Consider the following 22,494-nt stretch of genomic DNA (forward strand, 5'->3'; position numbering starts at 1 on the left):
CTCCAGTCTCGGAGTGGCCGATTTTCTGTGCTTGGCTAGATGGCGGATCCTGCTGGGGAACCGACGAAGCGTGCGCGGGGCCTGAGCACAGTGCCAAACATCCGCTGCTCCTGGACGTGTGCCAGCCAGCCCGCGACCCGGGCGAGGGCGGCCAACGCCCCCGCCGTGTGCTTCGGCACGCCCATCGCTCGCGTCAACACGACCGTACCCAACTCCTGCCGTGGCAATAAGCCGTGCAAGGACCCCATCTCCTCTATAAACCTGTAAATTGCCGTCATCTGCCGTGGTTGGTCTGCGCGGCGCTTGGCCAGTTCGATCATGTAGCGGGCTCTCGGGTCGCCGCGCGGGTAGAGAGGGTGGCCGAAACCGGGAATTGCCATACCTCTTTCGTGCAAGGAAGTCGCCCGCCGCACCAGCGCGCCAACCGTACTCACGCTGTCGAAGAACTCGTCGACCCGGTCATAGAGCTGGCCCGTGAGCGTACCTGTGCTTGCGCAGATTCCGGAGACGATGCAGCTATGAAGAGTACAACCCGTCGAGGACGATACTCGCACAGCGAAAGTGGCTGGCGACAGTTCGTGGTCAGCAAGCAGAATGAGAAGGGCCTCGATTCCCTCTCGGTTCTCGCTGGTTGGCTCGATCGAAAGCGCGGCTAATATCCCCTCCGATACCGTCTGGTTATTCCCCATTGGATGGTAGCGATTTTGATCTGACACCAGCCCGCAACAGCCGACCATAGTCTGGATTATCTGGCGGCCGGCGTTAAACATATGCCCGTCGTCCATACTTTCCATTGCAGATTGCTTGCTTCCGCCGATGTACAACGTGACCAGAGAAAACATGTCGAGAAGGCTGCCATGCCGCAAAGACCACGAGGATTCAATTAGCTGGTTCAGTTCCGGCCACGGTTTGCTTTTCTTCCAGATGGCCGTGCCGTCATTCAATATCCCTGTCCATAACAATTGCGCCACCGCCTCAAACGGCACGCGTGCACGCGCCAGGTCAACCGCAAGCCGCCCTCGATAGCGGGGGCCATCCGGTGTTATCTCTGTGATGGACGTCGGAATAATCGGTTCACCGAAGTTCATCGCCGAGGCCGCCACTGCGCCGTGGCCATGCCGGGCGAGAGAGCGGGCTTCAAGGCGCTTGAGATCGTCGCGCCAATAGAGACGCCCCTTATGGCCCGGCTGCGAGATGCTTCGAATCAAGCCACGGCTGACATACGCATACAGCGTCTGCTGGCGGACGTTGAGGATTTTCATCGCTTCCGCAGCAGTCGCGTAATCGGCGTGGGCCTTTTTGCGCGTGGCGTCAGCAGCTGTGTGCTCCGGAGTCGGCCGTTCGATTTTCTCAGCCATATTGATCGGGTGTACAAGATTGATCATTATCATACTGTACGCCAGTGTTCTGAAAACGGCCGCAACTCTTTAATCAGACAGCTTGCGATCTCGCTACGGCGGAAACCATGAGAAGGGTGGATAGCGCGCAACAATCGGTGCCAGTCATGGAGGTGACCAGACCGACTGGACTACGCGGAGGCTAGTGGCAGGGCGCCGTATGGCGCCTTCCTTCCGTCACCTGAACCCGAGAGAATCTAGAACCTGTGTCTTATACCGATTCTCGCGGTAGACTGATTTTTGCCGCTCGAAGGTGTGAGCGTTGTGAGGTCTGCTACGGCCGGCCCGCCGGTCGACGCGGTTCCGCTCGCATGCTGAAAAGCGGCTATTGTGTAGAGGTCCGTGCGTTTTGACAGGAAATAGTCAGCTCCGATTGAGGCGGTCTGATACGTTGCTCCATTCGAAGTTCCGGTCGCGTTCTGGCGTAGATAATCGTACGCTACTCCGATCGAAAGGTCTGCCGCAGCCAGGTATCGAAGATTACCTTCAATACTGTTGAAGGTCACAGAGCCTCGATATCCCTTGGGGTTTGGACCTGCACTTGTGTCCCCAAGTCCGGAAAGCCTGACATTTGAGAATGCGCCGCCAATTGTGACATTGCTGACGTTATAGGCCGCGCCAAGAGCTAGGTTCTGGTAGCTGTGCGCCGAGAGAAAACCAGCAATGACCGGCGATGGATTGTTTGCTGTGGCCGCTGACGGCGTGCCTGTCGTGCTGTTTCCAAAGAAGCTCAGATTTGGCTGCCGCACATTGAGGTACGCTGCGCCGACAGACAGTGGGCCGCGCGAGAATCCGGCTCCAAGAGACCAGATCTGATTTCGTGTTACGTCTCCCGCAACACCTCCGAAGCTATACATACCGCCAAAGCGGAACCCGTTGATGACGCGGCTGGCGTATTTGATTGCGTTATTCGTTCGATAGGAATTGACCAGGTTGTCGAGGTCGCCGCCGTGAGCCATCGTAATACCCGCCCACTGGGTGGCTGATACAAACGAGCCGACATAGTCGACAACGGAGTCGTATTGACGACCAAAGGTTACCGTCCCAACCGGATTGGACAGACCAACATAGACCTGGCGGCCGAACTCAAGCCCACCTTGGGAAAACTTTCCGGACGTCGGATCGAATCCGTTTTCAAGCACAAACACGGCTTTCGACCCGCCTCCGAGATCTTCGGTGCCTCGAAGACCCCAGCGGCTCGGCTGAAGTCCGTTGGCTTGCAACGCTACCTGGGAGTGCCCCGCCCCGGCCGCCGTGTGCACACTGTTGACCCAACTAACTGCCTCGTCAATGATCCCATACAGAGTCACGCTGCTTTGTGCAAACACCGAGCCAGTTGCCAGCGAGATTGCGGTACCGACACCTACATAGATGGCTTTTTTCATGGTCTCCTCGCCCGTCGCGAAATCGTTACTGTGTTTCTCATCCTTGAGTGCCCACGAGTGAGATGGATTAGTAGCTCAGGCGCCAGGCAATTCGTAACAGTAGGACTGCGAACAATACGAATTGTGAATTTATAATGTAAAACGACTTGATCGGCGGCTACCGAGTGACGGCCGATGAAAATCGGACAAGGGCTAGAAGCCGTATAGCGTTGCCGGGTTGCCAACTAGAATGCGATGGCGCTGTGTCTCATCCGGAATCCACGCCATTAACTGATCCAGCAGGTCTGTGGTGTTGGGCATAGATCCCTTGAATGCCACGTGAGGCCAGTCGCTGCCCCATACAAGACGGTCGGGATTTGCCGCAACGAGTTTTTCAACGAACGGCATCATGTCTTCATAGGGAGGAGCCTTGGATACGCGGTACGCGCCGGAGAGCTTTACCCAGCATCGCCCGGTTTCCAATAGCCGCAACAGAGCAGCGAAGCCGCGCTGTTCAAGGCCGCCGGCGGGGTGAATTGATCCGATATGGTCGATAACAAGATCTGTGGCCAAGTTCTCGAGGGCTTTTTCCATCTCGACGAGTGCGTTGCCACTGCCGTCATTCATCACATGGAGCTGGACATGCCAGCCGAACTCCGCAATGCGCTTCGCCAGTTCAGGCATCTCCGCGATGGGCGCCGCGCCCGCGTGTCCGATGGTGTATCGGACGCCTCGAACTCCCGCTTTGTGCATACGGTCGAGTTCAGTCGGGCTCACGTCTGAGCGCAGGGACGCAATCATGCGCGCGGGCCGCCCAACTTCCTTCAGCGCAGTCAGATGCCTGCTATTGTCTGTTCCATATCCGCTGGGTTGAACCAGTACAACTCGTTGGATTCCAAGCATATCCAGCAAGTCGGAGAGTGAGGACGGCAGTGCCTCGGGAACGTCGAACGCCCGAGTGGCTGCGACTGGGAACGCATTGTTTGGGCCGTAGACGTGAACATGACAATCGGTGGCGCCGGCTGGGCACAAAAGGGCGGGTCGGCGAGGATTCGCGTTTGGTGGTTGGCACAGTTCGATCATATGAGTTCCATTTCAATCGTTGCCCGCATCTTGGTTTCAAGCGTGCTGGCATATTTCACGGGTCAATGTCGGGTTGTGGGTTGGCGTCTTCCCGCAGACCCGCGCAGCTGGTTATTCGAACCAGAGATCTTGCTCGAGGATTACCGGGACTTCTTTGTTCTTTTCGGAAAAACCGTCAAATGGTGCGCCGTGTTCGTCGACACGAGCTAGCACGTCTGTCGACGGATCAATCGCCGCGCCGACTCTCAGCATGACCAACTGCTCACCCTCGTTTGCGTGGAACGAATAAAGAGCGCCACACGGAATCAGGACACAGTCATTTTTTTCGACAATACGTTCTTCACCGCGAGGACCAAAAAAAGTAGCACCGCCCTGAAGCACCACGAACAGGTGGTCTTCGTTCGAGTGAGCGTGAATCTCGTTTTCGCCGCCGCTCGCGTACGTTTTGAGAACGACGTTCATCTGGGTTGACGCGCCGAGAACCTGATTAGTCCGCCCCTGTTTTGGCAATCGTGCCCGCATATGGAAAAAACTTGGAGTCTTGCGCTGTGCCATCTGGGCGATCGCGTCGCGCCACTCCTTTCCGCTGTTTGCAATTGGAGCAACTTCGCGTTCTGCTATCGTTGACTGCATGATGCCTCCATCTATGGATTTATATGAAATCGGCGCATCGAAATGGCTGCTGGAATGACGCGCCGAAGGTTGGGCTAAATCGTGAACAGCTTTCCAGCACCAGTTATTTTTTCGTCGACGCCAACATTTCGAAGTGCGTGCCAGGCCATCGTCTGGTTGCTTGTCAGCACGGGTCGGCCCAGTTCGCGTTCTAGTTCGTCGACGACTTCGATGGACCGTATTGCAGTGCAACTCAGGAAGTAGGCGTCCGCGTCGTCACGTCTGGCTGTCCTCGCAAGATCGAGCCAAACTTCGGGCGCCACGGCGTGCATTTCCTGGGGCCCTTGAATACCCAATCCGTGAAATTCGAGAACCTCGATTTGGTGGTGGGCCAGAAAGTTGATCTCCCTCCTGTTGATTTCGTCGATGTAGGGACTCAGCAATACGATTTTTTTTGCCCGAAAGTTCTTGAAAGCCGAGATCAGGGATTTCGCCGTTGTTATCGCAGGTATGCCTGTCGCACGTTCGATTCGCTCACAAAGGCGGGAATCCATTTCCGGCTCCCAGGTTGAAACCGCCGTGCAATGAAAGACGATGAGATTCGGTTGCGTGTCTTTTAGAAGCAAAGCCCCCTGTTCGACTTCTGATGCCATGCTTAGCAGTTGACTGCTTCCGCTTCCCGTAAGAGGTAGACGTGTGGTATGGAGGGACACACCCGACGGCATGAGCGATGTGAGTTCAGCCTCGGCCGCGATGTTTCCGGACGGAAGCAGCACCCCGAGACGGGCACGCAGCCCATAGTTAGCTGTTCGACGGTGCATTCAGAGCCCCTGTGCGCCGAGAAGAATGCGTTGCTCAATCTCCTGATAGCGCGCTGGGTCCTGGACTCGTCGGCTAAGTAGCGACGCAACAATGCTGACCGCGAAGCTCAACGGAACGCAGAAAATCGCCGGATTTCGAAGAGGCAAGAGTGCGGAATGATGCTTCAGGACATCGACCTGTATCGTCGGCGAGAAGTAGATGAACAGCAGACTTGAGATCAGGCCCACCATCATTCCCCATACAGCGCCGGTGACTGTGTAGCGCTTCCAGTAGATAGCCAGAAAAATCGCGGGGAAATTTGCTCCTGCCGCGACGGCTGTCGCAAGCCCAACGAGAAACGCAACATTTTGACCTCTGAGTATCAGCCCTAAGATGATGGCAATTACCGTGAGTGCTACAGTCGCTACGCGAGCGACAAACATGGTTTGTCTCTGGGTTGCTTTGCCGCGTTTTATGACGGCGTCAAAAAGGTCGTGAGAAACAGTCGTTGCACCGGTGATTAGCAGCCCGGAAACAACCGCGAGGATAGTGGCAAATGACACCGCCGATACGAAGCCGAGGAACGAAACTCCTCCCAGCTTCTCAGCAAGCAGCGGAATTGCCATGTTTCCGCCTTTATCCATCGCAGCAATCGCCGATTGACCCACGAGTTGCATCGCGGCAAATCCAAGGATGAAGGTCAACATCAGGAAGATGCTGATGATCGTTGTGGCGACGACGAGAGACTTTCGGGCAGCGCGACCGTCAGCAACGGTGAAGAATCTCATCAAAACGTGAGGAAGACTTGCCACGCCAAGGGAGAGCGCGAGGCTAACCGAGATTCCGTCAACGGGATTCGAGATAAGTTTGCCGGGCGACAGGACGGCGGGGCCATGCGCAGCGCTCGCAGCTGCCAGAAGATTCACGGGATTGAACCCGAAGTGTGCGAGCGACATGTAGGTCATCACAATCGCTGCGAGAGACATCAACGCTGCCTTGATAATCTGTACCCAGGTGGTTGCAAGCATGCCACCGAAGATCACGTAGACAAGCATGAATGCGCCGATGATCCATATCGCGACTTCGTATTCCATGCCAAACAGAAGGTGAACCAACTCGCCGGCGCCGACCATCTGCATCACCAGGTAGCAGACAGTAATCCCGAGGGTCGTAATGCCGGTGACGATTCTGATGTTCGGAGAGTTGAGTCGATAGGCCAGTACGTCGCCAAACGAGTATTTACCAAGATTTCTAAGTGGTTCACCGAACAGGAAGAGCATGATCGGCCAGCCGATGATGCCGCCAATCGCGTAAATTAGACCATCAAAGCCGACCAATGAAACAAGCCCCGAAATACCGAGAAAGCCCGCTGCGGCCACGAAGTCACCCGCTAGGGCAACCCCGTTCTGCATTGGGCCGATGCTACGGCCAGCGGCGAAGAACTGTTCTGCCGTCTTCGTGCGGCGAGCTGCCCACCAGGTTATAACGAGTGTCGACAGGAGAAACACGACGAAGAAAAGTACGGATGCGAAGTTGGCGTGCCCTGCGCCTGAGTTGAGTACTGTCATTGCGTGGCTCCCGAATCGCGCAGGCGACGCAGAGATTCGTCGTGAACGCGGTTCACCCACACGACGAATCCGAACGTGAGCGAAAGAGTGAAAACCACCATGGAAATCCCCAATACGATCGCCAGCGATATTCCAGGCGCCAGCACCGTCGCCAGTTGAGTCTTGCAGAATGAGACCAGAAGTACGAATCCCATATAAGTCAGAAGCAATGCGGCGGTTATCGTGAGGGATATCCGTTGTCTGCGAACGGCAACTGAGCGCAGAGTCTCCACTTTCGGGGGCGAGACGTCGACTGACGACGAGGCCAATTGCATGAAATGTCTCCTTTAGTCATTTTGAATGTCTGCAAGACACGGAATCCGTCTGGGCGAATTTCTGGATTGACAATCACGTTTGCGCTACGTTTGTTGCGCGCGTGTGCTTGTGGGTCACACGAAACAACCGGGCCGTGCAACGCTCGTGACGACGGAATTATTCTTGCACCCCAAAGCGATGGAACTCCAGAAAAACCGTCGTGTTGCGCTATTTGCAATGATTAGAGATTCTTTGAAATAAGACCGCTTTTCCAATATAACTATGCTTGTGCAGTCTGCCCCCGAAGACGTATTGCTGTATTTGCAAATCACATGAAGACGATAGCCACTGCTCTGCAAATCATCGAGGCCTTCAACGAAGGAACTGGAAATTGTTCAGTGGGTGAGTTGTCTGAGCGATTCGGGCTGCCTCGAAGTCAGGTCTCGCGAATCCTTAGCACGTTTCGCGATGCTGGATGGCTTGAGCAGGATCCGCGATCGAGGAGTTACTCCGTTGGCTTGTCGGCATTTGTCTTCGGTTCTCGCTTCGTACAGGCTCACCCTCTCACACGACAGGCGTTGCCAATCCTAAGGGGAGTAGTAGATCGAAGCGGATTTAACGCGACGCTGTCGATTCTTGACCATCTCAAGCCGCTATATCTGCTTGGTATCGCGGGGTCGGTGCCGGTGGATTTGTCGTCAAATTTAGGCTCCTATTTCCCGTTTCATGCGACGGCTGTTGGCAAGATTCTGGCGACGTTTTCTGGAAAGGATGTACGGGAGCAACTGCTGGCGAGCGGTCCATTCGAGCGCCTAACGAGTCGAACGGTGACTGATGCTGACCGGATTCGGCGGGAGTTAGACAACGTATTCCGGAAAGGATACGCAGTGTCCGACGGAGAGCGGGAACCAGGGATAGGCGCCTTGGCGGTTCCGGTGATTGGGCGGTCTGGAGGCTTGTTGGCGGCGTTAGGCATTGTCTATCCGACCAAAATGGTTTCGGCGGATGATTACGACTATCAGGCTGAGATACTGAAAAGCGGTGCACGCACGCTTGCTGAGCGAATCGACGGGACACCGTTTTCGGGACGAATCAGGGGCCATTAAGTACCTGTCCCAACGAATGTAGCTATTGTCGTTCGGTTGTCGATTGTCTCGTTGTCAAATGCTGGCCTTTCTCCGGTTTTTCTGAGCACCGGTGTTTTGCTCGAGCGAGAGGTCCCTATCTGTGTTGAGAACTGAATTCGTTTGCGCGCTCGCTTGATGCGCGTGCCTATACCGGAGAAAGACCGGAACGAACTGGTATTTCGTTCCGGTGCCGTCGAAGATTGCGACTCGTTCTGAGAGAAGCCGGACTTAGACGATGGTCGTTTCCAGTTGTCCCAGACTTTCAATCCAGACTTTCACCACGTCACCACGCTCAAGAAACGTTCCGCTCTCCATGCCAACGCCGGCCGGTGTTCCGGTAAGAATGACGTCGCCAGGGTACAGCGTAAGGCGGCTGCTGAGATAGGCGATTTGATCCGCGACTGAATAGAGATGGTTGCTGGTATTCGAATCCTGCTTGAGCTCACCGTTCAACCAAAGCTTGATGTCGAGGTTCTCGGGAGACGCGACGAATTCTGCCGGGGTGAAGTAAGGTCCCAGCGGACACGCTCCGGTGAAGCATTTGTGACCAATCCAGTCAAAGAGGAAGGGCGAGGACGCGTCAACCTTGTCACGACGTAAATTGTCGCGCGCTGAAAGATCGTTGGCAACGCTATACCCGGCAACGTAGCTCAGGGCATCGTCCACGCTGACGTTCTGTGCAGGACGGCCAATGATGACCGCCAGCTCAGCTTCCCAGTCCAGACGTTGCGTATGGCCGGGATAGGTCACATCTTGCTTGTGACCGGCGAGCGTTGCACGACCGGCTTTGATGAAGTGCCACGGAGGGATGCCTTCCGCGCGGGGATCGAGCACAAGGCGCATGTTGAATGCCCGGCCCATCGCTTCGACGTGGTCGCGGTAGTTTGCACCAGCGGCGTATATGATTCCGGGGCGGCTCAGCGGTGCTGCGAACGACAACTCGTCAGCAACCAACTTGGCATTCGCTCCAATTGAGCTGTCTTTCGAAATTGCTGTCGCAAGCGTTTTCAGTTGTTCGTGAGCTTGAGGCCACTGCTCCAACGCGTTATCAATGTCGATGTGGCCAACGTCAAAAGAACCAGAATTGAAATTGCTTAGGTCGAGGCGGCCGAAATCAAAATGACCGCTTTCGATCGCGATGCCTGTGCGGGGTTTGCCGGCAGCGTCGAGATAGCTAAAAAGTTGGTAGCTCACAGGTCGTCCTTCAATAAAGCTTTGATTGCTGATTCGATAGGGTGAAGTTGCACGTCAGGCTTCCTTCCATGAGCAGCCATGGTTTGACTTCAACCTCGAATACACCCTCTGCGATAAACGGATCTGTATCAATAATTTGCTGCGCACCTGCTGCGCTCGATGCTCGCAGGATCGTCATGCCGCCGTGTTCACCCGGCTGCCCGGGGCCAGTGAAGGGGCCCGAAAGAAAAATCTCTCCCCGTCTTTCTGCGCTAATAATCCATTCAATGTGGCGCGGTAGAACTTCTGAGACTCGCGTCAAATCGCGCGGCTTGCGCAAAACTACATACAGGGTTTTGTTCAACATCCCTTGAAGGACAGAGGAAATATCATTCATGAGGAAACCTAACCGGCGTTCGTGAATAAACCCGCCCGCCGGAAATTCGGCGGGCAGGCGTTCTGCGAATACGTGCTACCGCAATCAATGCGGCTCTTCGAAGTTGACGATAAAGTCTGCGGGTGCCGGCGATTCCGACCATACGGCGTGAAGTACCGCGTGCACCCCTTCTGGGTTGTTCGGCATCGGCGTCCAGTCCGCGTTTTCGGGAATGACGTCTATGTCCCAAAAATACTCAACCAGGCTATTCCACGGGTCGCGGATGTAGTGAAAATAGTTGGAGCCCGGGCCATGCCTGCCAAGACCGAAGCCGTCCTTGTAGCCGGCGGCGAGCAGGGCCTGAGCGCCCATCTCGATTTCGTCGATGTCGCCTACTTCGAAGCTGATATGGTGCAAGCCGGTATGCGGGCCTTTCGCAATTCCGATCATGTGATGATCTCCGCCAAAGGGTGAACGCATGAATGCGAGAATGTCGAGCCCTTTGTCAGACACCAACAGGCCAAGCACTTTGCCGTAGAACTCGACCGCTCGGTCAACGTCGGTCGAGAATTTAATCAGATGGCCAAGGCGGCGGGGGCGCGCCTTTTTTTGCGATGACGTGATGTCACATGCGCGCGTGCCGATGCGACGATATCGCTGCGGTGAATTGACCTCTGCCGTCGGTGCGAGTGTCGATCCGGCATCCTCTGCTTCCTGCACGTTGATCCAGTCGCCGTCGGGATCCTTAAACCAGATGCCTCCGAAAGACACGTCGAACGGAGCATCAGCGATTTTTACGTCGGCAGCCTCAAGTCGCTCTCGCAGCGGCTGCAGGCCACCCTTGTGCGTACCGAAAGACACGTACGCGAGACGCTTCGTCGGGCCTTCCATCAAACGGACCTGATCCTGGTCACGTCCCTCGCAGCGAAAGACGAGGTCCTTTCCGGATGCATGCGTTTGAAGACCGAAACATTCATAGAAGGCACGGCCGATTTCGAGCGACGGCACGGTCAGCCCAATGTGGTTCAAGTTGCGGATCATGTCGTCCTCAGCGGATGGGGGAAAAGGGTGCCGGCGTCAGCAGTTCGGTACGCTGTTCAGCGACGAACGAACCTGCCTTGGCGAGGAAGGCGCGCCAGGCGTCTGAGCTGGAAAGCTCCTTGCGGCGCAGAAGTCGGTCCTCAAACGTCGAGAAACCCCACAATTGCACCACGCGGTTCAGCTCGCCGGTCTCGGTAATGAAATAGCCGACCAGATTCCCTAGCGCGGATGACTGAACTTCAAGACCTTCGGCCTCGTAGAGCGCCAGAAATTGATGGACGGTCCCAGGTCTGAGCGTGTAGGTTCGTTGTTCAATAATCATGAAAGAGTCCTGATATTCGATTTAGATTCTTCCTCGAGCAGTGTGATGACCGCCGAGATATCCTGGTCACCAATGCCCTGCTCGACGGCACGTCGGTAGTACGGCAGGGCAGTGGCAAATAGCGGTGTAGCGGAGCCGGAGTCGATAGCCAGTTCGGACGCCAGATCCAGGTATTTTTCTAGGGTGGTAAAGGGCCCGGGGGCCGGTTCAAAGCGACGGTCAGCCATCATTGGAGCGCGGATGGCAAACATCGTCGAGGCACCGGCGCTTTGGCGGATTGCCTCCACGACAAGATGCGGGTCGAAGCCGGCACGAGCGCCAAGGTTTAAGGCCTCCGCCGCTGCGAGTGTATGGATCGCGAGCAGGGCGTTGGCGATCAGTTTCATATTCAGCGCCGCGCCGAATGGGCCGAGATGGAATTGGGTCGGGGCAATAGCGTCTAGCACGGCACGGCAACCCTCATACAATTCCTTTGAACCGCCGACGAAGAGTGCTGCTTTCTTTTGACTGACCATTGGCGGAGAACCGCTGACCTCGCACTCCAGAACGGAAAGGCCGGCATCTACCAGTCGTGCCTCCTGCGCCAACTTGAAGCTACGTCGGTACGTGCTCAGTTCGACGACTGTCTTGTTCCGAACGCCCGATTTCAGCAGGCCGTCGTCACCGTCGAGCACCTGGAGTTGGGCACTTTCGCTTGGTAGGCAGAGCAGGAGCACCTCCGCTTCCTTCAGTACCTCAGCCGGGCTGCCCAGCGCGATTCCGCCCACTGCCGCGAAGGCCGCCGCACTGCTGCGGGGGAAGCCGACAACGCGGAAGCCTGCGCTAATCAGATTTGCTGCAATCGGCAGTCCGAGTTGACCAAGGCCAACTATTCCCACTGTTTTCACCGAGTGTCTCCTTGCTTTCTTGGCGCTATGTCGATGAATTTTGAGCGTGGCTCGTCGCGCAGTCGAGTAAGCTGGAATTGTTACGAACTATCAATGTGATTTATTCTTCGCGCAATCCAGCGCTGGTGGGCGTCTTGGAGGCGTGAGGTTGACGCCCTGTCCTTCAAACGGGTTTACCCCCAGTGCGGTAGCGCTGGCCTACATATACAAATCCTGTTTATACGAAGCCGATTCGGACGCGATGCGATGGCAGGCAGGCGGCGAAATTACTTGGCGAGACGAGACAGAGGACAGGAGGCGTCGTGAAAGACCTCAATTTGCTATACGTGTTCGAAGCGTTGTGGCGTGATAGGTCTGTAACTATCGCCGCAGAGAATCTTGGTCTGACCCAGGCGGCTGTCAGTGCTTCGTTGAAACGGCTGAGAGCGACGTATGGCGACAAGCTGTTCATACTGGTTGGGCGGCGCATGGAACCGACTGCGGTTGCTATCGACATTTCTCAACCGCTGATTGACTCGCTCAACCAGGTGCGGAAGACGACAGGCGTGCCTCAACCGTTCTGCCCCGAGCAGTCGCAACGAATGTTCACCATTCGTACTCGTGACATTGGGGAGGTTGTTATTCTGCCCCTCCTCTATCGTAAACTTCAAGGTATCGCACCGGATATCAAACTGCAGACGCTCTTCACAAAGGTTGAGGACACGATTCCTGCGCTAGGCAACGGGCGACTCGACGTGGCAGTCGGCTATCTGCCGTCGCTGGAACAGGATATCCATCGCAAGCCATTGTGCAAGCAGCGGTACGTGTGTGTGATGCGAAAAGGGCATCCGCTGGAAAAGGAGGTGATCGACGCGGAGACCATCGCCCGCGCTGACCACTTATTGGTGGAATTCGGGGGCACCGGCCATCTGCTGCTTGAGCGTGCGCTCATTGAGGCTGGAGCCAGGGACCGAATCAAGGTGCGAATTCCCCAGTATCTTTCTGCGCCACATTGCTTGCTGGCGTCTGACCTCGTGTGGATAGCGCCTGAAATACTCGCCTCGACTTTGAGTCGCTATTTTCCGCTCACTTATCGCCCGGAGCCGTTTGGGCTGGACCCATTTGAAATCGCGCTTTACTGGCACGACCGCTACCATCACGACCCTGCAAACCGATGGTTTCGCTCAATGATTATTGACCTGTTTAAAACTGCAAGTAAGCCACTGCTTCCGGGGAGTTCGGACCTTCAGTTTCTTTCGGAACCATTTCAGTTGCAGGATCCTGAAAGCGATGATCATGCGTCGGAGCAAGTCTGGACCAAACCGAGCCAGCAGCGACGCATTCGAGTCGTCGCGACTACGCCGTAACGTCATAGCTAATCGCGGCCGCAACGCGCGACCGCTCTCCGGGTTCCGACAGCTAGTTGGCGGCATTCGTGCCTTTTGGCGCGCGACGTCCGTCGATCGGACGGTCGGGCGACACCCGCACACAAGCCGCGCTGCGGCCATCGGAGTTCGTTGAATCTCACTGCCGATACTTAGATAGGGTTTCTACCAGTTGCTACAGATTGTTAATCATTAATAATTAAGAACATTGAAAGACATCATCTTTTACAATCATTGGACACATCTATGTACTTGAAAAACGCTTGGTATGTCGCCGGCTGGGGCCATGAGATCCAGCGCTCGCTCACGCAGCGATGGATCATCGGTGAGCCGCTTGTGATGTATCGCACGGAGGCTGGAAAGGCCGTTGCCCTTGAAGACCGTTGCCCGCACCGGCGCGCAGCCCTCTCCAAGGGCAACCTCATCGGCGATACCGTGCAATGCGGTTACCACGGGGTCACGCTCAACTGCGCGGGGGCCTGCGTCGCGATTCCCGGGCAGGAGCAGATTCCGCCTTCAATGAAGGTGCGTGCTTACCCTGTGGCGGAGAAGTGGCAGTGGGTATGGGTGTGGATGGGCGACCCCGAGGCGGCCGATGAATCCCTGATTCCGGACTTCCGCTACAACAGCGAGCCGGGCTGGTTGTCGACTGGGGGGTGCATTGATGTAAAAGCCAACTACCAGTTGCTGACGGATAATCTTCTGGATCTGACGCACGAAACATACGTTCACGCCAAAACCATCGGCAACTCCGCCGTGGTGGAGACGCCGATGACGCATCGGGTGGAAGGGCGCGAAGTCCATGTCGAGCGGATTATCAAGGATGCGCCGCCGCCTCCTTTGTTTGCTCGTGTGCGAAACCTGGACGAACACATCGACCGTTGGCAGGTGATCCGCTTCCAGCCGCCGGCGAATGTCTCTATCGATGCGAGAGGCTATCCGGCCGGCACCGAGGATCTGGAAAAAGGCTTGCGGTGGTTCTCCATCAATAGCATTACGCCGGTGGATGAGCGTACCAGCAAGTATTATTGGACAATCACGCGTTGTTTTGCCTTGGAGGACGAGGCAATCACCAAGCTGATTCACGATTCCATTCTGGCTACCTTTATGGAAGACGTGGAAATCCTTGAAGCTCAGCAGATCATGATCGAAACCGATAGTCGCACGAAAGCAGAAGTAGGGGTACGGGCGGACAGCGGGTCTGTGGCGGCGCGACGCATTCTTGAAAAACTCGTTCGGCAAGAGTCAGCCGCCGTCACTCAATAAAGTCAAGTCAACACCATGGGCGACATTCTCTCTGCCGACTCAGTTCAGACCGTGAACTCGTCGGTGCTCCATTTCCAGGCGCCTCAGTCCATCGGCGATGGCATAGCTTCAATTTTGCGTGATCGTATTGCCGGAGGAGTCTATGCGCCTGGAAGCTGGATCCGGGAGAGCGCTCTGGCGGAGGAATTCCCTGTCTCGAACGGCCCGATTCGCGAGGCATTACAAACGCTCGTGAATGAAGAGTTGCTGGTGCGTGAACCTAGGCGTGGCGTCCGTGTCGTGGACCTCAGCGACGAGGAAATCGTGGAAATCTTCCAGATGCGCCTCGCCTTGCTGGAGCTCGCAGCTGAACTTACGGCACGGCGAGTGACTCGGTCGCAGCTAGACGTTGCGCGGATTCTTTTGCGCGAGATGGATGTGGTGCTTGCCAAGCACGACATCGATGCACAAATGCCTATCGGCGGTCAGTTGAGCCATTGGATCTGTACGAGTTCCGGAAACGTCAGGCTTGCTCAAAATTGGAGCCGCCTGACGTACCAGACGCGAATGTATATCCACGCCTCGCTGCGCAAAAGCAAGCACCTTGAGAATGTCGGTCGGCTATGGCATGCCTTGGTCGACGCGATTGAAGGAGGGGATGTGTCGGGAGCACGAATGGCCGTTCGAGGTCTGGTGCGCCGTACCCTCGAAGACTTGGGTCTCGAAGCAGATCTTTGATGAAAGTAGTCCTCCAGCGTGCCGGAGGACTATCTTCCAAACTCAGATACATCACGCACTGATGAGATTCCTCTCGCAGGTGCGCGGTCAATGCTGCACCGTCGGCAGGGCGGATATTGCCTGACGGGAATTGTTGCCTAATTGGCGACTGTTGAGGTGGTCAAGTATCGCCGCCTCGGAGTATGAAGCATGGAAAATAGCCAGACACTTATCGTTTCCGATCTGGAGCAGCAGACGGCGAGAATTCGCGGATTTGTTCTGCGCCACCCTCAGGGCAAAGACTTACCGGCGTTTGACGCCGGCGCGCACTTAGACATTTCAGTCCCGCTAGCCTCAGGAGAGGTTGTACAACGCTCGTACTCTATCGCGAGTTCGCCGGCGCATCGTGACTATTATCTGCTGGGCGTGTTGCGGGAGGATTCTGGTCGCGGCGGCTCTGCGGCGATGCATGCCGGTGTGGCAGTTGGTCAACTGCTAACTTGCAGCCAGCCCAAGAACCAGTTCGGCATCTCTCCAAGCGCGAAGCACCATCTCCTGATTGCCGGCGGTATCGGAATCACGCCGCTTCTGTCGATGCTCCACGTTCTCGTGTCGGAGGGCAAGAGCTTCAAGCTTTGCTATTGCGCGCGGAGCACTGAGGACGCTGCGTTCCTGTCTGAAATTTCTGACTTGGCAGGGGACCGGCTGACTCTCTATTTCGACGGCGGCGATGTTACTCGAGGCATTGACCTCGGCGCAGAGCTGCGTGATGCCCAGGATGGGAGTGAGGTTTATGTCTGCGGGCCACGCGGACTGAACGAAGCAGTGATTGCCGCTGCCGCCCGCGCCGGCTGGTCACCTGAGCGAGTGCACTTCGAGTTCTTCGGAGCCGCTGCGCCTGCGAAGGGCGACCAACCTTTCCGCGTAATCCTGAAGCAAAGTGGGATGACTGTTGAAGTGGCACGCGATGAGTCCATCCTTGACGCAGTCATCCGTCACGACATTGAGCCGCTTTACGATTGCAAACGGGGCGAGTGCGGCCTGTGCGCAACCGCCGTAATCGAAGGCGATGTTGATCATCGCGATTACGTGCTCACAGCCGCTGACAAATCCGAGCGAAAACAGATGTGCATCTGTGTTTCGCGCGCCAAACAGGGCGACCTGGTGCTCGATCTCTAAATGAAGGAAAAAGTGAAACTACTCGACGACAGCCTATTGCGCGACCGCGCATACGTAGGCGGTGAATGGATTCAGGCCGTGTCCGGGGCGACTTTTGATGTTGTGAACCCCGCAACGGGTGAACTTATCGGAAAGGCGCCGCATATGGCGGCGGTGGATGTTGAGCACGCCATCATCCAGGCCGAAGCTGCCTTTGGTGAGTGGAGTGCACGAACTGCGAAGGAACGCGAGGCGCCGTTGAAGGAGTGGGCGCGGCTGATCGTGGCAAATGCATCCGATCTGGCTGCCATCCTTACGCTGGAACAAGGTAAGCCGCTTTCAGACGCGAAAAACGAGGTGCTGTTCGCAGCATCGTTTGTCGAGTGGTTCGCCGAAGAAGCAAAGCGAACCTACGGAGAGGTGATTCCAGGCTCCCGGCGCAATGTCACGTATGTTGCGATAAAGGAGCCTGTCGGCGTGGCAGCTGGCATTACGCCCTGGAACCTTCCGTGTGCGATGGTGACGCGAAAAGCGGCACCGGCTCTTGCAGCAGGATGCACGATGGTGCTCAAGCCGGCAGAGCACACGCCATTCTCCGCGCTTGCTCTGTGTGTTCTTGCTGAGCGAGCCGGCATTCCTCGTGGCGTGCTGAACGTGGTCACGGCGGACCGCCCCGCTGCGGAAGAAATCGGTCGCACGCTGACTTCCAGTCATGCGGTCGGCAAATTGAGCTTTACCGGCTCGACTGCAGTGGGCAAGCGACTCGCAGCCCAATGTGCTGACACCATGAAGCGCGTTTCCCTGGAGTTGGGCGGGAACTCTCCCTTCATCGTGTTCGCCGATGCAGACCTTGATGTCGCCGTGTCCAGCGCGGTATTTGCAAAGTTCCGCAATGCCGGGCAAACATGTATCGCTCCAAATCGCTTTCTGATCGACGCGTCAGTGCACGACGAATTCGTGAAGCGCATGATCGCGGCAATTGGGGAGTTGAGCCTGGGAGATGGGTTCGAGCCTGGTGTGACATTGGGTCCGCTCATCAGCGAAGATGCGGTCCAGAAGGTTGAAAGGCATGTCGCTGATGCTCTCGCTCGTGGGGCCAAATTGCTCGTGGGCGGAAAGCGAGCCGACCGCAAAGGAAATTTCTTCCTTCCGACTTTGATGACGGGAATATCGCCAGAAATGGCAATGTCATGCGAGGAGACCTTCGGGCCGGTGATGGGACTAGCAACGTTCACGTCGGAAGACGAACTGCTGCAGCGCGCGAATGGAACGCGACTGGGCCTGGCGTCGTACATGTTCAGCCGTGATGCTGCACGCATCCACCGCACATCGCGCGCACTGCAAGCCGGCATTGTCGGCGTGAATACAGGGGCAATTGCCACGGAGGTTGCTCCCTTCGGCGGCTTCAAGGAATCGGGCATCGGTCGCGAGGGTGCACGTCAGGGCATTGATGAGTTTATGGAAACCAAGTTCATCTGCGAAGCGTTTCCAGGTTAAGCGGGTACGGCGCCGCGCGTGGAGGAGGCTTTGCCTGTACCGTTTGTGGTCACAGGCAAAGCCGGTGCCAACCAATAAGCTACCCTATCAACAGCAACTTCCTTGGCTACTACAGCTATTTTCAACCGACCCGTGCCACGCACCCCAATTGCGAACAAGGCGGCCACCACTGGGCGCCCGGCGGAATTGAAGCGAGCAGAGCAGCCGCGAGCTCAGGAGACCCGGTCTTCGATTCTTCACGCCGCACTGCTGGAGTTCGCCGAGAAAGGGTATGACGCTGCCAGCGTTCGCAGCATCGCGGAGCGCATCGGCCTGCAGCACCCTCTTATTACGTACCACTACCGTTCGAAAGAGGTTCTTTGGCAGGCAGTGGCGGAACTTGGTTTCGCGCACATGCGGGCGGAATGGGATGCGCATCTGGCGGACTCCGGCGCAGTTAGCTCCGAAGAACGCTTGAAGCTGGCGTACGGAGCGCTGTTCCGCTTTACAGTAAAGTTTCCTGAGTTTGACCGCCTCATGCGCTGGGAGATGTTGGGGTCTAGTTCGCGGCTCCAGTGGCTTGTCGATACGGTATTGAAGCCGCTGATCGATTGGCTATTGCCGCAGATTTCCGATGCACAGGCCAGAGGCGCGTTGCCAGAAGTCGAGCCGATTCTTTTCCATTACCTGATGATGAGCCTGACGTCCTCGCTCGCGAGTTTTAGGCCTGAGTTGACTGTTACCAGCAAGCTTTCGCCCTCCGATCCGACGGTCGTTGACGCGTATTGGCGCGCGGTTGAATCGATGATATTTGAAAGGGTGAAGGTATTGAAGTAAAGCGGCGAGTTTCCGACGTTGATGACGGGGATATCGCCGGAAATGGCCATGTCCGGCAGGCAAAGCCGGCGCCAATGTTTGATTGAATGCAGTCAATGTTGATCGCAGGAATATTTCACGGACTACGTGTCGTCGGAGCTAAAGCGATAGTGGTGGCTGCGTCTATCGTGCCGGTTACCGGCAAGCCACGGTTAAGTTGAAAACGCCTGATTGCCGCAGCTGTCTTCGTACCAACTATTCCATCGATCGGGCCCACTACGTAACCGAGCTGCAACAGACGGCTTTGTACATCAGACACACTGAGCTTTGGCGCTGCAACTGGAGCCACAGCTTCTTCTTTGACGATTCGAATGGCTTTTCCAGTCGATGCGTCCCACGTAACTCGGTACTTGTCGCCACCCACACCGGTTGAAAAGAGATATTCGATGGTCTTTTCTCTTTCCTGCGAGGTTGCGAATTCCGCCTTCATTTGAAGCGTGGAAATTCCTGATGCCTGACGTACGGCATCTCGCGCTTTCGGAAGCGCGGAGAGCACATCAGAAGTCGAGTTTCCTGCACCGTTGAATGTTGCCAATGCAAAAGCAAGGAACAGAAGGACCGAAACGGAGACCAGCAGGAAGGAAAGGTTCGCGCATCCCACTGTGGCGCCACCGTTTTTTCCAACTCTCAGGTAGTTAATCAATAATCCTTGGGAGGCAACGCCAAATGCAATCGACAAAGCAAGCCCGACCCATGAGGCTACCAGCAGCACGATCTGATATTCGGCTGTCGTCTTACCCAGAAGGTTCGCCGAGAACGTAACCGAAAGCGCAAACAGCGCGCTGGACAGCGTAATTATTGTCTTTGTGAAATCGTTAAGAACGAACCACCCGCTAGGAGCGTCATCTGTGGGTGGCGGAGGCATGATTGCCAGCTTCCTCTACGGTTTTTTGATGATACAAAGGCTGAAGTTCAGGTTATTCGATAGCCAGTGAAGGAACTGAAATGCGCTAATCGGGCCGTTCATCGGGTCTTCTTTCAGCATGCCATAGAAAAAGAGAGGCAGAGCCTGAAGATACGCGCGAGCATACTGTTCATTGCGACCGGCTGGCAACTGCCAGGCCGGATGAGGATCCTGAATAATGGAGCTGATTGTTTCCGCAATCAGCCCTCGCGTGTTCTTCGAAATCTGAACTTGCGTAGTCTGCTGGAAATCATCCGAAATCTGATTGACTTCAGCTAGGATGTGAGCGAGCACAGTTCCCCCATCTTCCAGTATGTTAGGTGCGGGCGGCACTTTGAATCACAGGTAGCTTCAAACGAGCCTGCAGATTGATAGTAGGCGACCTCTATTCCTTGTCAAGTGACATCGCATAACACGAAGCTTGAGTGCCGCCGCGCTAAATTCGCTATTTGCAGAGGAAGCCTATCTGAGGCGCCTCCGTACCGTGTTTCAGGTCCTCCCATGTGCGGTCAACGAAACGCGCTTTGCCGACTCGTTATTTATTTGACCACTGCAACTTATGGCCGATATTTTCATGCGCTAAGTAGCGGAGCGATTCTTATCTTTTCTGCTTAACCATGCTGGTCGGAGAGTGCTGTAAGTAAAAAAAATGAATGCATATTTGCGTATAACTTCAGTAGTGCAAATGACATAACGTTAGATAAATTAATTTTTTTGGTTTACTGAAATTGACTTGACCGAGCGGGTGCCAACTATCGAAAATAGCATGTCTACGCTGTACAGACATGTTTTTCCACATATTTCGCCGTCTCCGAAACGTTCACTCAACGTGCACAGGAGAAATCAAGTGCGAAAAATTTCTTAAACAAAATGCACTTCTCGCATTCGGCTCTCTCAGCGGGGTTGCTGGGTGAAAGTCGTTTAATACTACGAATTAAAATGAAGAATTTATTATTTGCTTTCGGAATTACTTCCGTGTTGGCTGGGACAGCAAGTGCCCAGAGCAGCGTCACGTTATATGGAACCGTGACCGGCGGAATCACATACGCCAACAATGTACAGACGGCGGCGACCTCAAAATCAGGAAAGCCGGTCGGTGCCGCGCTAGTTGGCCAACTCGACAGTGGCACAGCGGGGCTCAACGTTAGCCGCTGGGGACTGAAAGGCACAGAAGATTTGGGCAGCGGTCTCAAAACGGTTTTTGTGCTTGAGAGCCCAATCAACGAGAACAATGGCACCCTCGGATTAGGGGGAACCCTATTCGGGCGGCAAGCCTGGGTCGGCTTAAGTGCCGACCGCTACGGCACGTTTACCTTAGGACGCCAGGGTGACCCTTCCATCGAATTCGTGTCGCCGCTACTCCCGATCTGGTACATAGGAAACAATGCGTTCCATCCTGCCGACTACGACAACCTGAATTTCACACATCGAATCAATAATTCGATCAAGTACATGTCTGATACCTATAGGGGGTTCCGATTCGGGCTGCTTTACAGCTTGGGCGGCGCAGCAGGCGACTTGACACAAAACCAGATCTGGTCGGCGGGTTTCCGTTACACCGGCGCAGCGCTTTCGGTCGCCGCGTCGGTAGTGAATGCGCGCAACCCTAACAACTCCCTCTACGGCACTAACGCCAATGCGACTGCCACAGGCAATAACCTTGGTTTTGTGGGGTCCGCGACTGCGGCAGGATTCAATCCGGCAATCGTAGGATTCGCGTCGGCCCATACCCAACAAACAATCGCGGTTGCAACGACTTACGTCGTGGGGTCTGCGATTTTCGGCGTCGCGTACTCGACGGCCCAGTTCCGTGGCCTTGGATCGGTTGCTTCGCTTAACCCGAAAAACTACGGCGGCTCCACGAATCTGCGCACCGTCGGCGCCAGCTTTCGCTATCAGTTCACCCCATTCTTTCGAATGGCCACCTCGTTCGATCACACGGCCGGCGGAAGCGCTGGCGGCAACGCTGGTGCCAAATATGAACAGGTGAATCTCGCGGGTGTCTACTCGCTGTCCAAGAGGACAGAACTGTACATAACCAGCTCGCTTCAACACGCAAGCGGCGTTGATTCTTTGGGACGCGCCGCAGTCGCCCAGATTGGCTACCTAACACCGTCCGCGACGAATAAACAGATTTCCGTCGCTGCCGGCATCAAGTACCTTTTCTAAACAGAAAACGGGAATAAGGCACTTCGCGGAACGTAGCGAAGTGCCTCGAGTGAGTCGCTTGGTAAAGCAGTCCGCGCTTAGGAACTTGTCAGTCTGAACTGCTGTTCGATCAAAAGGCCAAACAGATCGACCGGCGTCTGAAATTGGCAAGTGTGGCTGAACGCACCAGCCAGATGTCGCGGCCACGTTTACGCTGCATGTCCTGTTAGGGGGAATTGTGGCGAGCATAGATTTCGCCGTCTTCGGTCCTGCGCAGTAATTGATCCACTGCTCAGAACGAAGTCTCCTTGGCGGTCAATCTACGGCGAAACGAGCGCGCGCGCCCGCATGAAAATCTCATCCATGCGCCAGTGTTCGTTCGCATAGCGCGGATCGTCTTTCCATTCGTCCCAACCGGAATCTCGCCTGAAGTCGCCGAGCCACCCGGCTTCGAGAACGGTCGCGGCATCGATGCCGGTCACGTGCTCGCAATCTGTCGCGACGAACAGTGCATCGTCCCGGCAATACAGTTCACACATGAAGCAGGTCTGACAATCGGCT

Annotated in this window: 23 protein-coding genes; 8 read left to right on the plus strand and 15 right to left on the minus strand. The window is 55.8% G+C overall.

Going from position 1 to position 22,494, the window contains the following annotated elements:
• Positions 1–35: 35 nt before the first annotated feature.
• The 7 genes from AYM40_RS21285 to AYM40_RS21315 all read right to left on the minus strand — a co-directional run bounded on the left by AYM40_RS21285 (position 36) and on the right by AYM40_RS21315 (position 7,139).
• The gene (locus AYM40_RS21285; RefSeq protein WP_236721049.1) at positions 36–1,391 is read right to left on the minus strand and encodes a citrate synthase family protein; all 1,356 of its coding nucleotides are present in this window, start codon (positions 1,389–1,391) and stop codon (positions 36–38) included.
• Between the two features lie 203 nt (positions 1,392–1,594).
• A complete protein-coding gene (locus AYM40_RS21290) occupies positions 1,595–2,782 on the minus strand; it encodes a porin (protein WP_063498267.1) in 1,188 nt (395 codons plus the stop codon).
• Between the two features lie 192 nt (positions 2,783–2,974).
• Positions 2,975–3,844: an amidohydrolase family protein gene (locus AYM40_RS21295; RefSeq protein WP_063498268.1), complete on the minus strand. Its 870-nt coding sequence runs from the start codon at positions 3,842–3,844 to the stop codon at positions 2,975–2,977.
• Positions 3,845–3,955: 111 nt separating this feature from the next.
• Positions 3,956–4,477, minus strand: a complete 522-nt coding sequence (locus tag AYM40_RS21300) for a cupin domain-containing protein (RefSeq protein WP_063498269.1) — start codon at positions 4,475–4,477, stop codon at positions 3,956–3,958.
• Positions 4,478–4,551: 74 nt separating this feature from the next.
• The gene (locus AYM40_RS21305; protein ID WP_063498270.1) at positions 4,552–5,277 is read right to left on the minus strand and encodes an aspartate/glutamate racemase family protein; all 726 of its coding nucleotides are present in this window, start codon (positions 5,275–5,277) and stop codon (positions 4,552–4,554) included.
• On the minus strand, positions 5,278–6,825 hold the full coding sequence (locus tag AYM40_RS21310) for a cation acetate symporter (RefSeq protein ID WP_063498271.1): 1,548 nt from the start codon (positions 6,823–6,825) through the stop codon (positions 5,278–5,280).
• Positions 6,822–7,139 carry a DUF485 domain-containing protein gene (locus AYM40_RS21315; protein ID WP_063498272.1) on the minus strand — a complete coding sequence of 106 codons (318 nt, stop codon included), beginning with the start codon at positions 7,137–7,139 and terminating at the stop codon, positions 6,822–6,824. Before AYM40_RS21315 ends, AYM40_RS21310 begins: the two co-directional genes overlap by 4 nt.
• A gap of 312 nt (positions 7,140–7,451) precedes the next feature.
• On the opposite strand from AYM40_RS21315, the gene AYM40_RS21320 reads away from it, so the two are divergent.
• Positions 7,452–8,225 carry an IclR family transcriptional regulator gene (locus AYM40_RS21320; protein ID WP_063498273.1) on the plus strand — a complete coding sequence of 258 codons (774 nt, stop codon included), beginning with the start codon at positions 7,452–7,454 and terminating at the stop codon, positions 8,223–8,225.
• A gap of 249 nt (positions 8,226–8,474) precedes the next feature.
• Here AYM40_RS21320 and AYM40_RS21325 read toward each other — a convergent pair whose 3' ends face one another.
• The 5 genes from AYM40_RS21325 to AYM40_RS21345 form a co-directional block, all read right to left on the minus strand.
• On the minus strand, positions 8,475–9,440 hold the full coding sequence (locus AYM40_RS21325) for a fumarylacetoacetate hydrolase family protein (protein WP_063498274.1): 966 nt from the start codon (positions 9,438–9,440) through the stop codon (positions 8,475–8,477).
• A gap of 10 nt (positions 9,441–9,450) precedes the next feature.
• Entirely contained in the window at positions 9,451–9,816 is a 366-nt protein-coding gene (locus tag AYM40_RS21330; protein WP_063498275.1) for a YciI family protein, read from the minus strand.
• A gap of 84 nt (positions 9,817–9,900) precedes the next feature.
• Entirely contained in the window at positions 9,901–10,686 is a 786-nt protein-coding gene (locus AYM40_RS21335) for a VOC family protein (RefSeq protein ID WP_236721137.1), read from the minus strand.
• A gap of 157 nt (positions 10,687–10,843) precedes the next feature.
• Positions 10,844–11,158: an NIPSNAP family protein gene (locus tag AYM40_RS21340; RefSeq protein WP_063498277.1), complete on the minus strand. Its 315-nt coding sequence runs from the start codon at positions 11,156–11,158 to the stop codon at positions 10,844–10,846.
• Positions 11,155–12,123: an NAD(P)-dependent oxidoreductase gene (locus tag AYM40_RS21345; RefSeq protein WP_335341243.1), complete on the minus strand. Its 969-nt coding sequence runs from the start codon at positions 12,121–12,123 to the stop codon at positions 11,155–11,157. Before AYM40_RS21345 ends, AYM40_RS21340 begins: the two co-directional genes overlap by 4 nt.
• A 224-nt stretch (positions 12,124–12,347) precedes the next feature.
• On the opposite strand from AYM40_RS21345, the gene AYM40_RS21350 reads away from it, so the two are divergent.
• From AYM40_RS21350 to AYM40_RS21375, 6 genes are all read left to right on the plus strand, one after another.
• Positions 12,348–13,391 (plus strand): LysR family transcriptional regulator, encoded by a 1,044-nt coding sequence (locus AYM40_RS21350; RefSeq protein WP_082855224.1) that lies wholly within the window; start codon positions 12,348–12,350, stop codon positions 13,389–13,391.
• A 264-nt stretch (positions 13,392–13,655) separates the two neighbouring features.
• Complete coding sequence (locus tag AYM40_RS21355; RefSeq protein ID WP_063498279.1) at positions 13,656–14,675, plus strand: aromatic ring-hydroxylating dioxygenase subunit alpha; 1,020 nt, start codon at positions 13,656–13,658, stop codon at positions 14,673–14,675.
• A gap of 15 nt (positions 14,676–14,690) precedes the next feature.
• Entirely contained in the window at positions 14,691–15,392 is a 702-nt protein-coding gene (locus AYM40_RS21360; protein ID WP_063498280.1) for a GntR family transcriptional regulator, read from the plus strand.
• Positions 15,393–15,581: 189 nt separating this feature from the next.
• Positions 15,582–16,550, plus strand: coding sequence for a PDR/VanB family oxidoreductase (locus AYM40_RS21365; protein WP_063498281.1), 969 nt, complete (start codon positions 15,582–15,584; stop codon positions 16,548–16,550).
• On the plus strand, positions 16,551–18,026 hold the full coding sequence (locus AYM40_RS21370; RefSeq protein WP_063498282.1) for an NAD-dependent succinate-semialdehyde dehydrogenase: 1,476 nt from the start codon (positions 16,551–16,553) through the stop codon (positions 18,024–18,026).
• A 102-nt stretch (positions 18,027–18,128) separates the two neighbouring features.
• On the plus strand, positions 18,129–18,842 hold the full coding sequence (locus tag AYM40_RS21375) for a TetR/AcrR family transcriptional regulator (RefSeq protein WP_082855225.1): 714 nt from the start codon (positions 18,129–18,131) through the stop codon (positions 18,840–18,842).
• 115 nt (positions 18,843–18,957) lie between these two features.
• Here AYM40_RS21375 and AYM40_RS42115 read toward each other — a convergent pair whose 3' ends face one another.
• Both AYM40_RS42115 and AYM40_RS21385 read right to left on the minus strand, forming a co-directional pair.
• On the minus strand, positions 18,958–19,746 hold the full coding sequence (locus AYM40_RS42115) for a peptidoglycan-binding domain-containing protein (RefSeq protein WP_063498284.1): 789 nt from the start codon (positions 19,744–19,746) through the stop codon (positions 18,958–18,960).
• A 15-nt stretch (positions 19,747–19,761) separates the two neighbouring features.
• Positions 19,762–20,079 (minus strand): hypothetical protein, encoded by a 318-nt coding sequence (locus AYM40_RS21385; RefSeq protein ID WP_063498285.1) that lies wholly within the window; start codon positions 20,077–20,079, stop codon positions 19,762–19,764.
• Positions 20,080–20,724: 645 nt separating this feature from the next.
• Here AYM40_RS21385 and AYM40_RS21390 point away from each other — a divergent pair.
• Positions 20,725–21,954: a porin gene (locus tag AYM40_RS21390; RefSeq protein WP_063498286.1), complete on the plus strand. Its 1,230-nt coding sequence runs from the start codon at positions 20,725–20,727 to the stop codon at positions 21,952–21,954.
• A 299-nt stretch (positions 21,955–22,253) separates the two neighbouring features.
• Here the strand turns inward: AYM40_RS21390 and AYM40_RS43755 are convergent, their stop codons facing one another.
• Positions 22,254–22,472, minus strand: a complete 219-nt coding sequence (locus AYM40_RS43755; protein ID WP_236721050.1) for a hypothetical protein — start codon at positions 22,470–22,472, stop codon at positions 22,254–22,256.
• Positions 22,473–22,494: the final 22 nt, after the last annotated feature.

Source organism: Paraburkholderia phytofirmans OLGA172 (genome assembly GCF_001634365.1).
Taxonomy (GTDB): Bacteria; Pseudomonadota; Gammaproteobacteria; order Burkholderiales; family Burkholderiaceae; genus Paraburkholderia.